This window comes from Actinomycetota bacterium (assembly GCA_035536535.1).
Classification (GTDB): Bacteria; Actinomycetota; JAICYB01; order JAICYB01; family JAICYB01; genus DATLNZ01.
The window spans coordinates 1-8,861 of the sequence record DATLNZ010000125.1; the positions used below are offsets into that span (position 1 = coordinate 1).

Here is an 8,861-nt window from a genome sequence, read left to right on the forward strand (position 1 = left end):
GCGGCGAGCAGGTGCGCGGTGTTGACGCGGCGCCAGTCCGGGTAGGTCGACAGCAGGCCGGTCCCGACGTTGATGCGGCCGTTGCCCATGGGAAAAACCCAGCCGTAGCCGGGAAGCGTCGTCCCCGCCTCCCTGACCTCCAGGTGACTTTCGATAGCCGTGTCCTCGGGGCGCGACGACGGAAAGTGCGCACGGATCGCCACTCCCATGGGGCTGGCAGGTGACCGGACCATCCCCAGCGCGCGCCCGATCGCCGAGGACGCTCCGTCGGCGGCGATGACGGCCGAGGCCCGCATCTCCCGCTCTCCGGAGGAGTCCCGGACGCGCACCCCGCTGACGATGCCGTCCTCGACCACGGGGCCCAGTACGGTCGTCCCCTCCAGCACCTCGGCCCCCGCCACCTGCGCGTGGCGCAGCATCATGTCGTCGAGGTCGGTGCGGGCGGCCACGTACCCGTACTGCGGGAAGGTCTCGGAGGCCGGCCAGGGGAACTCCAGCACCTTGCCGGCGCCGAACACCCGCAGCGTGTCCACCCGGTGGAAGCGCTTGAGCTCGTTGCCGAGTCCGATCTGCTCTATCGAGCGGACCGCGCGGGGGGTGAGTCCGTCGCCGCAGGGCTTGTCCCGCGGGAACACGGCCTTGTCCACGACTACGACCCGCGCTCCGGCGGACGCCGCGCGCCATGCCGCCGCCGATCCGGCGGGCCCTGCTCCAGCGACGATCAGGTCATGGGGCGGCACGCTCGGAGTCTACGTGCGCAAGGCGGCTGGATAGCGCGGAAAGCTCTAGCGGACTTCGACCGACCCGTTCATCGCGGGATGGACGTCGCAGCGGAAGAAGTACCGCCCCGCCGGCGGCGCCCTGAACCTGTACGTCGTTGACCGGGGGCCGGTTATGAGCCCCCCGACGAAAACCCTCTGCGTCGCAGCCTCATCGCGGTAGATCGCGATGTTGTGCGGCTGAGGCTCGTTGTTGCGGAACTGGATCGTGACGTCGGCGTCCGCCGGCAGCAGGATCTGGCGGGTGCCGAACTGCAGGTTGTCGGCCGTGACCCTCTGATCCGTCGGCGGGGGCCGGTCCCCCAGCGTCGGCGACTCGGCGGGCACTCCCCCGGCGGATCCCGGAACCTCCTGTCCCTGCTGGCCGCGCGACTGCGCCGCACCCGGTGACTCGCCGGCTCCCGGGGAAGCCGCGGCCTGGCCCGCGGGGGCTTCCCCGCCGCCTTCCGCAACGACGGACTCGACCGTGCCGTTCATGCCGGGGTGGACGTCGCACTGGAAGTAGTAGTTGCCGGGGGCCGGCGACTGGAACGTGTAGGTCTGGGTCTTCGGACCGGAGAACACGGCCCCTACGAACACCTTCTGGGCCATTGACTTGTCGTTGTAGATGGCGACGTTGTGCGGCTGGGGCTCCGCGTTGTTGAAGACGATCTTGGCCTGGGTGTTCGCGGGCAGGGTCAGCTTCTTCTTGTCGAAAGCGATGCCCGAGGCCTTGATCCTTGCGGTGTCGCCAGTCCCCTTCTCCTCCGGGCCGTGGGTCGGCTTGGGCTTCGGCGGGGCGAACTCCGCGCTGTTCAGCACGTACAGGAAGGCGAAGGCCGGGATGACCACGTAGGCGGCGTACAGCCAGCGCGGGACGCCGGCAGTGCCGTGACGGATGCCGGCGATCACCTGCTCGGACTCCTCGGGCTCCTCGTCGCGTCCCCGGGAGCCGAGCTGCTGGAGTTCCCGCCTGCTCCGGACGATGCGGTCGAGGACGAGGAACCCCACGAGCAGCGCGAGCGCCGAAGCGATGAAGATCACCGACAGCGCCAGCACCGCGTTCTGACCCTCGAGCAGCCCGCGGCCGCGAGGCTTCTCCGAACCGGCGCACGACGTCAGCACGGCCAGCGCCGTCACCGAGCACAGAGCCCGGGCCTTCACAGTCCATCCGCGCAACGAAGTCTCCGTGTTCGTGGACAAGCCGCCCAATGACAACACACCGGCCGGACGTCCACCACTTTGCACGCCCGGCTACGTCCCCAAAAGGAGCCGGTCGGCGGCGATGGAGGCGAACAGCAGGGCCAGATAGCTGATGGAGTACCGGAACAGCTTCATCGCCGCCTCGACCGTCTGCTCCCGCCACAGACGCACCGCGAACAGGACGAAGACCGCTCCGAGCCCGGCCGCCGCCACCCCGTACAGGAGGCCGAGGCTCCCCACGGGCTTGAGCAGCAGGGTCACCGGGACCAGGACCACGGTGTAAGTCAGGATCTGCCTGGACGTCGATTCCACTCCCCTCGCCACCGGCATCATCGGCACGCCCGCCGCCGCGTAGTCGTCGCGGTACTTCATGGCCAGGGCCCAGAAGTGCGGGGGTGTCCAGACGAAGATGATGGCGAACATGATCCATGCCGCGGGGGCAAGGCTGCCTTTCACGGCCGCCCACCCCACGAGCACCGGGACGGCGCCGGCGGCACCGCCGATCACGATGTTCTGCGGGGTCGACCGCTTGAGCAGAAGCGTGTAGACCCCGACGTAGAAGCCGATGGCAGAAGCGGCCAGCAGGGCGCTGAGAAGGTTCACAGTCAGCACGAGCCAGGCGAAGCCGGCGACGCCGAGGACTATCCCGAAGATCAGGGCGTTGCGCGGGGCCACACGGTGGTCCGGGAGGGGGCGCCGGCGGGTCCGCTGCATCTTGCGGTCGATGTCCCGTTCCAGGAACTGGTTGATCGAGTTGGCGCTGCCGGCCGTCAGCATTCCTCCAGCCAGCGTGGCGGCGACGAGCCACAGGGACGGCATCCGTCCCGCCGCCAGGACCATTGCGGGCACCGTCGTGATCAGCAGCAGCACCACGATGCGCGGCTTGGTCAGCTGCAGGTAGGCAGCCGCCCGGCCCCCCGAGCTGGTGGTTTCCCGCGCCATGGCGACCAGGGCGACGAGGCACGCCCAGCTGGCGGCGGCCAGGCCGACGTGGGCCGCCACTGAAGCCGGCTCCAGGTCGGTCAGGACGTTGCCCGCACCGGCGATTACCTGCGCCACGAACGCGGCGGCGGCCAGGACCGAGACGACCCTGACGGCCCGCCTCGGGTGCCTGCGCAAAAGGACCGCCATGGCCACGACGTGGGCGAGCAGCAGCGCCGCGAGAACGCGGTGGACGAACGCCGGAAGCGTCGCGGAGTTGAGAGGCGGGATGACGCGGCCGTCCATGAGGGGCCAGTCGCGGAACACCAGCGAGCGACCGGACCCCCGCATCCAGGCCCCCGCCATCATCAGGAAGAAGGTCCCGGCCGCCGCGGCGAGGGCCATCGGCTTGAGGACGCGGACCGCTTTGGCCTCCGCCTCTGACGCGTCGCCGCCGGACGGGCCCTCGGCTGAGCCGGCTTGCGCGGCGGGCGCCTCCCACGACCGGACGGTCAGCGCCACGACCACCGCGAGGAACGTCATCGCAAGCGCCAGGTGCAGCGTGACGAGAAGGGGGTCCAGCTCCCGCGCGACGACCGCGCCGCCGAGGGCTCCCTGGGCGACGACGAGGGCAACGGCGACCCAGGCGGTCGTCCGGAGTCCCCGAAACTGCGGACCGTCCCGCCGCGCTGCAACGGTGGCGGCGATGGCCGTGGACAGAATGATCAGCCCGACCAGCGCCGCCAGCATCCGGTGCGAGTACTCCACCACCGCGTGGAACTCCAGCGGCGGGAGAAGCCGTCCGTGGCACGTCGGCCAGTCGGGGCAGCCGAGTCCGGAGCCCGTCGCACGGACCGCTCCTCCGAGCGTGAGCAGCGCAAGCGTCAGCCCGGTCGTGAGTGCGGACAGGCGGCGAACGGCGGTCAAAGGGGGCTCCAGCTCCTGATTATCGCTCGGCGGTGGTACGACGAAGCCGCATGGCCATCAGCGACGCTCATCCCGGATCCACCAACACCAGGATCTTCGCCGTAGCCTCCTCCAGCACCTCTGCGGGCGCCGGACACAGCCGCTCCGCCCGGCGCACCCGCCAGTCCAGGCTCTTGATCTGGTCGCAGAGCACCGCACCCTCCGCCTTCAACCCTCGCGGCAGCTCGACCTCGAACGGATACCCCTTCACGTTCGAAGTGATTGGACAGAACAGCGCCAACCCGACCTTCCGGTTGTAGGACCGCGGTGACAAGGTCAAAGCCGGCCTGCGGCCCGCCTGCTCATGTCCCGCCTGCGGATTGAAATGCAGCCAGACGATCTCGCCGCGGTCCGGCACGTACTCAGCCACTACCAGCTCTCGCGACCGACGGGCTCACCCGTGTCGATTGCCTCGTGAACGTTGTCGCGGTTGATCTCAGCCACCAGCGAGCGAAGGCTGTACTGGCGCCGCAACGGCCGAATGACCAGCTCGCCGTCCTCGATGGACAGATCAACGGTGGAACCCGCTTCTACGCGGGCCTCCTCGGCAAACGACTTCGGGATCCGAAGCGCCAAGCTGTTACCCCACCGCTGAATCTTCGTCTGCACCGGTCGCACTCCCCCATGGCTATACATTGAGTATACACGCGGGGATCACTCAACCCAGGACGAGTACATCCAGCAACCGGTTCGGCGCACGGATGCCCACTTCCCCACGCGTGGTAGCCCACCGACTAGATACAGCACTCACAACTCCCGGTTGGCCAGGACCGCCTGGCTGACGACTCTGTCGATTGCTGCTGATCCGTGCGGGACCTGCCCATCGACTGCCGCGTCGACTCTAGGCGTCCCGCGCGCGGACATCGACATGCGCTACCAGCCGACAAGGCCCCGGGGTTGCAGAGTCACACAGTTCGACGACGTGGCCGATGGCTTTCTGCGCCGCAGGGTCAGAGCGCATCGCGGCGACGTCCTCATTGCTGGCCCAGGGACCGAACGAATAAAAGACAGCTGGGTCGGTTTCGCTTTGTAGGAGTGTTCCCCAGAGCGGAGGGCGCCTCAAGGCGGAGAAAGTGCCCGCGAGCGCGCGCCAAGCCGCGACGAACTCTTCTTCGTGACCTGACTTGACCCGCCACTCGGCGTGTGTGTAGTCCGTGGGCTCCGCCACATTCCCCCTCTCATCGAAGCCATCGTGCTCCCAAAAAGGCCCTGCGCGTCAGCTCGATCAAGACGACGGCGCTGCCTAGAAGACTCCGTCAACCATCCACTTCTCAACCCGTGAGGGCCGGACACCCCGCTGGTCGCTGGCCGGGCGCGCGCGAACCGCCTGTTCCCCAAGCTCCAGCGCTTCGTCTGAATCCCAGACGGTGAACGACATCAAACGACCAGTGCCCTCCTCACGAAGGTGATAACCAGCAACGAATCCCGGAATGCCTCGCAGCAGGTCGCGCAGCGACGCCGCGCGTCGGTCGTCATCCTCGTGAACCACCGGCTGATCGAAAACCGCGACCCTAACGACCTTCATCGACTGTCCCTCCACCCCGCCCTCAGCGAAGCTGCAGCAAACCCGCGCGGGTTATATCGCGCCGCGACCATCCACACCCCCACCGCCACGGCCCCTCACCGCACGACCCATGACCGAAGTCGACACCAACCCGTACACAAACGGCGTCAACCCGAATAACACGACCGACACAGCGCGAATACCGAGCTCAAGCTCCGGGGTGCCGGCAATCAGGAACGTACCCGGCACCACAAGAAGCGCCCCTCCGACTACCAAGCCATGGAACCCAATGACCCGGGGCCACAGAACCCAAGCCACCAACAACAGAAGCGCGAACAGCAGGCCCCCAAACACAGCTGGTGCGATCACCGCCACCGTGCCCTCCACAGTGAACACGGGAATGCGCGACTTACGAAGTAGGCCATCAGGATCCTGAATCATCGCCACCGGCGACTCCTCAACCAACGCGACAACGCGCATCATCAGCCGTAGCCACACACCCGAGGCTAATCCGCCGGCCAAACCCCCCAGCAGCGCAGCCCTCCCAGCCCGCTCGGGCACCTTACGTCGCATCACAGCTGCGTCGACCGGTCGGTACCAAGACCTCGCGGCTCAGCCACCACTCGTGGTCCGTCGCAACCGACCGGTGTGCGGGGGACGGAGGTCGTCCCGATGAGTCTGGAGTTAGGCATCGGGGTCGTAGCAGACGAGCTCGACCAAGTTGCCCTCAGGATCATGAATGTAGAGAGAGCGCCAGTGCACCCAGGCGTGCGTCGTCGTCGTCACCGGAACCCCCCCAGCCTCAAGCCGCTCCTTCTCGGACTCGAAGTCCTCGAGCGCGATGGTGAAGGCGAGATGATCGATCGTGCTCCGCTCCTGGTCAACAGGGGAATTGCGGTCGAACAGGGCCAGGACAGCCGTGTGTCCGGCGTAGCCGTCGGCGATTCGGAAGAAAGCCGCCCGCTCGAACCGCTTCATGAGTTCGAGACGGATGACGTTCTCGTAGAACGCCACCATCTCGTCAAGATCGTTGACGCGCAGCGCCACCTCGCCCAGCGCTCTTACCGCCCCCGCCATCACGTCCCTCCTTAGATGCGTTCGATGCGCCGGACCGCTACACGAACGAATCGCCGTTGGTCTGAGCCCACGCGAGGCGCCCAGCCAGGTCGTCGAGCAGGCCCTCACGAACCCACGTCGCCTGCGGTTCCAGGCCGCGGTCGGCCAACGACTCCACCAGGGCGATCGTGCCGAGTTGCATCTCCACCGCTCGGCGCAGCACGGCATCGGGGGTTGTGGTGAACCCGTCGCTCAGCACGCGCAGCCGGGTGCGACGGTCGGGCGGCTCGTCATAGCCGAACAAGCTCACGCAGTCCTCATCGGAGCGAAGCGGAACCAGGTACTGCGCGGCGTAGCCAACGTCATCGAGGGCGTCCCCCGGCCTTGCGTGATCCCAGTCCAGCAGGCCGACCGCCTGTCCATCGCGCCAGACGACGTTCCAAGGGCCGAAGTCACCATGGCAAATCACTTGTGAGCCATCGAGGTCGACAACGCCGGCCGACCACGCGGTCGGCCCATGCAGATGGAAGCCCCGGACGGCCTGTTGATAGTCCTCGAGGAGAGAGATCATGGCTCGCAAGCCGTCGATGGAGGCGACCTGACGCCACCCGGCTCCCCCAGACTCCCCGTCGATGAAGCTGAGGACCTCTCGACCTTCCTCGTCTACCCCGAGGAAGCGAGGTGCCTGCGTGAAACCCACCGTCTCCAAGTGAAGAAGAAGGCGGTGAACCGTAGGCGACCAAGGATACATCGGTCTCCTCACGGTGTCCTCAACGCGCACCACGCGGCCGAAGGATCCGTTGTCCATGGCACCTTCGGATTTCGGCATGGCTCCTCGTTAGCGAGACCGGTCCGGGTCGGCGCCCCTTGAGCGTAATCCTCTCCGCGCGCCGGCCCCCGCCCCTGCGGGCACCCGGAGAGGCCGATGACGGCCCCCTGCGCGCACCTGCGAGACTGTGCCGTGACCGCGACTCCGGTGGGCATCGACTCGGACCTGCGGACCCGCGTGGACGTGGGTCTGCTGGAGTTCCTGCGCGATCAGCGCGACGACCTTCCGGCGGACGCGCGGCCGCTCGTGGACGAGCTCGAGCGGCTGGTGACCGCGGGCGGCAAGAGACTGCGTCCGGTGTTCTGCTACTGGGGACACATTGCGGCGGGGGGCGCCGACGGCGAGCCGATCCTGCAGGTCGCGGGGGCTCTTGAGTTGCTCCACACGTTCGCGATCGTGCACGACGACGTCGTTGACCGGTCGCCGCTCAGGCGAGGCGGACCGGCCGCGCACGAGTCTCTCTCCGCGGACGGCGGCGGCTGGTTCGGCGTGTCCGCCGCGGTGCTGGCGGGCGACCTGGCGATGGTGCTGGCGGACTCGTTGATGTCGCGCGCGGGGTTTCCACCGGAGGCCATGGGACGAGCCAGACAGATGTACGACCGGATGCGAGTGCGCGCCATAGCCGGGGAGTTTCTCGACCTGCGGGCTTCGCGGGACGGGTTCGCCGACGAGCAGCAGGCACGGCGGATCGCGCGGTTGAAGTCCGGGGGCTACACGGTGGCCGACCCGCTCGCGATCGGTGCGGCCCTGGCCACCGACGACCCGGACGTCCAGCGGGTGCTGTCCGCCTACGGGCTTCCGCTGGGCGAAGCGTTCCAGATCCGCGACGACATCCTCGGAGTCTTCGGTGATCCGTCCGTCACGGGAAAGGACCGCGACGGGGACCTGCGCGAGGGAAAGCAGACCGTGCTGGTGGCGATGGCGCGGAGGCTGGACCCCCGGGCGTCGGCCGTCCTGAATGCGCACCTCGGCCGACGGGACCTCGACACGCAGGACGCCGCGCGCGTGCGGGAGGCAATCCTGGAATCGGGCGCGCTGGCGGCCGCTTCGGACCTCATCTCACGCCTGGCCGGCGATGCCGTCTCGGCGATCGACGCGGACGTGATCGGCGCGCATGCGGCCTCCGCCCTGGAGGACCTGGCCGCGCGCGTGGCGGTGCGGGAGGACTAGGGATCCCCGCCGTCGAGGTCGACGCTTTCACGAAGCGCTACTCCGGCCGGACCGCGGTCGGCGACCTGACCTTCAGCGTCGAGCACGGAGAGATCTTCGCGCTGGTCGGTCCGAATGGGGCAGGCAAGACGACCACGCTGGAGGCGGTCGAGGGATACCGCCGTCCCGACTCGGGCGGCGTCCGGGTGCTGGGCTACGACCCGCGGCGTGCCGGGCGCCGGATTCGCGCACGGATCGGCGTCATGCCCCAGGGGGCCGGGTTGTACGCGGGGATCCGTCCGGCCGAGGCTGTGCGCCTGTTCGCCTCCTACTACCCGGCCCCCGAGGAGCCGCTGGCGCTCCTGGAACGCGCCGGCATCGACCCGTCCTCGAAGACGCCCTGGCGGAGGATGTCCGGGGGCCAGCAGCAGCGGCTGTCCCTGGCGCTCGCGCTGGTCGGGCGTCCGGACGTGCT

11 protein-coding genes are annotated in these 8,861 nt (G+C 68.5%); 2 read left to right on the plus strand and 9 right to left on the minus strand.

Annotation, left to right across the window (positions count from 1 at the left end; translation table 11 throughout):
* The 9 genes from VNE62_08375 to VNE62_08415 all read right to left on the minus strand — a co-directional run.
* On the minus strand, positions 1 to 740 hold a 740-nt coding region (locus VNE62_08375), incomplete at its 3' end, for a geranylgeranyl reductase family protein (GenBank protein HVE92300.1).
* 45 nt (positions 741 to 785) lie between these two features.
* On the minus strand, positions 786 to 1,937 hold the full coding sequence (locus VNE62_08380; protein HVE92301.1) for a cupredoxin domain-containing protein: 1,152 nt from the start codon (positions 1,935 to 1,937) through the stop codon (positions 786 to 788).
* 75 nt (positions 1,938 to 2,012) lie between these two features.
* Positions 2,013 to 3,809, minus strand: coding sequence for a heme o synthase (locus tag VNE62_08385; GenBank protein ID HVE92302.1), 1,797 nt, complete (start codon positions 3,807 to 3,809; stop codon positions 2,013 to 2,015).
* A gap of 67 nt (positions 3,810 to 3,876) precedes the next feature.
* Positions 3,877 to 4,224, minus strand: coding sequence for an endoribonuclease MazF (gene mazF / locus VNE62_08390; protein ID HVE92303.1), 348 nt, complete (start codon positions 4,222 to 4,224; stop codon positions 3,877 to 3,879).
* Positions 4,218 to 4,457, minus strand: a complete 240-nt coding sequence (locus VNE62_08395) for an AbrB/MazE/SpoVT family DNA-binding domain-containing protein (protein ID HVE92304.1) — start codon at positions 4,455 to 4,457, stop codon at positions 4,218 to 4,220. The genes mazF and VNE62_08395 overlap by 7 nt, the downstream gene beginning before the upstream one ends.
* A 634-nt stretch (positions 4,458 to 5,091) precedes the next feature.
* On the minus strand, positions 5,092 to 5,373 hold the full coding sequence (locus tag VNE62_08400) for a hypothetical protein (protein ID HVE92305.1): 282 nt from the start codon (positions 5,371 to 5,373) through the stop codon (positions 5,092 to 5,094).
* A 51-nt stretch (positions 5,374 to 5,424) separates the two neighbouring features.
* The gene (locus VNE62_08405) at positions 5,425 to 5,850 is read right to left on the minus strand and encodes a hypothetical protein (protein HVE92306.1); all 426 of its coding nucleotides are present in this window, start codon (positions 5,848 to 5,850) and stop codon (positions 5,425 to 5,427) included.
* 186 nt (positions 5,851 to 6,036) lie between these two features.
* Entirely contained in the window at positions 6,037 to 6,429 is a 393-nt protein-coding gene (locus VNE62_08410; GenBank protein ID HVE92307.1) for a VOC family protein, read from the minus strand.
* A gap of 37 nt (positions 6,430 to 6,466) precedes the next feature.
* Complete coding sequence (locus VNE62_08415; protein ID HVE92308.1) at positions 6,467 to 7,108, minus strand: phosphotransferase; 642 nt, start codon at positions 7,106 to 7,108, stop codon at positions 6,467 to 6,469.
* Positions 7,109 to 7,333: 225 nt separating this feature from the next.
* On the opposite strand from VNE62_08415, the gene VNE62_08420 reads away from it, so the two are divergent.
* Positions 7,334 to 8,407, plus strand: a complete 1,074-nt coding sequence (locus tag VNE62_08420; protein HVE92309.1) for a polyprenyl synthetase family protein — start codon at positions 7,334 to 7,336, stop codon at positions 8,405 to 8,407.
* 101 nt (positions 8,408 to 8,508) lie between these two features.
* A partial coding sequence (locus tag VNE62_08425) for an ATP-binding cassette domain-containing protein (protein ID HVE92310.1) occupies positions 8,509 to 8,861 on the plus strand: 353 nt, incomplete at its 3' end.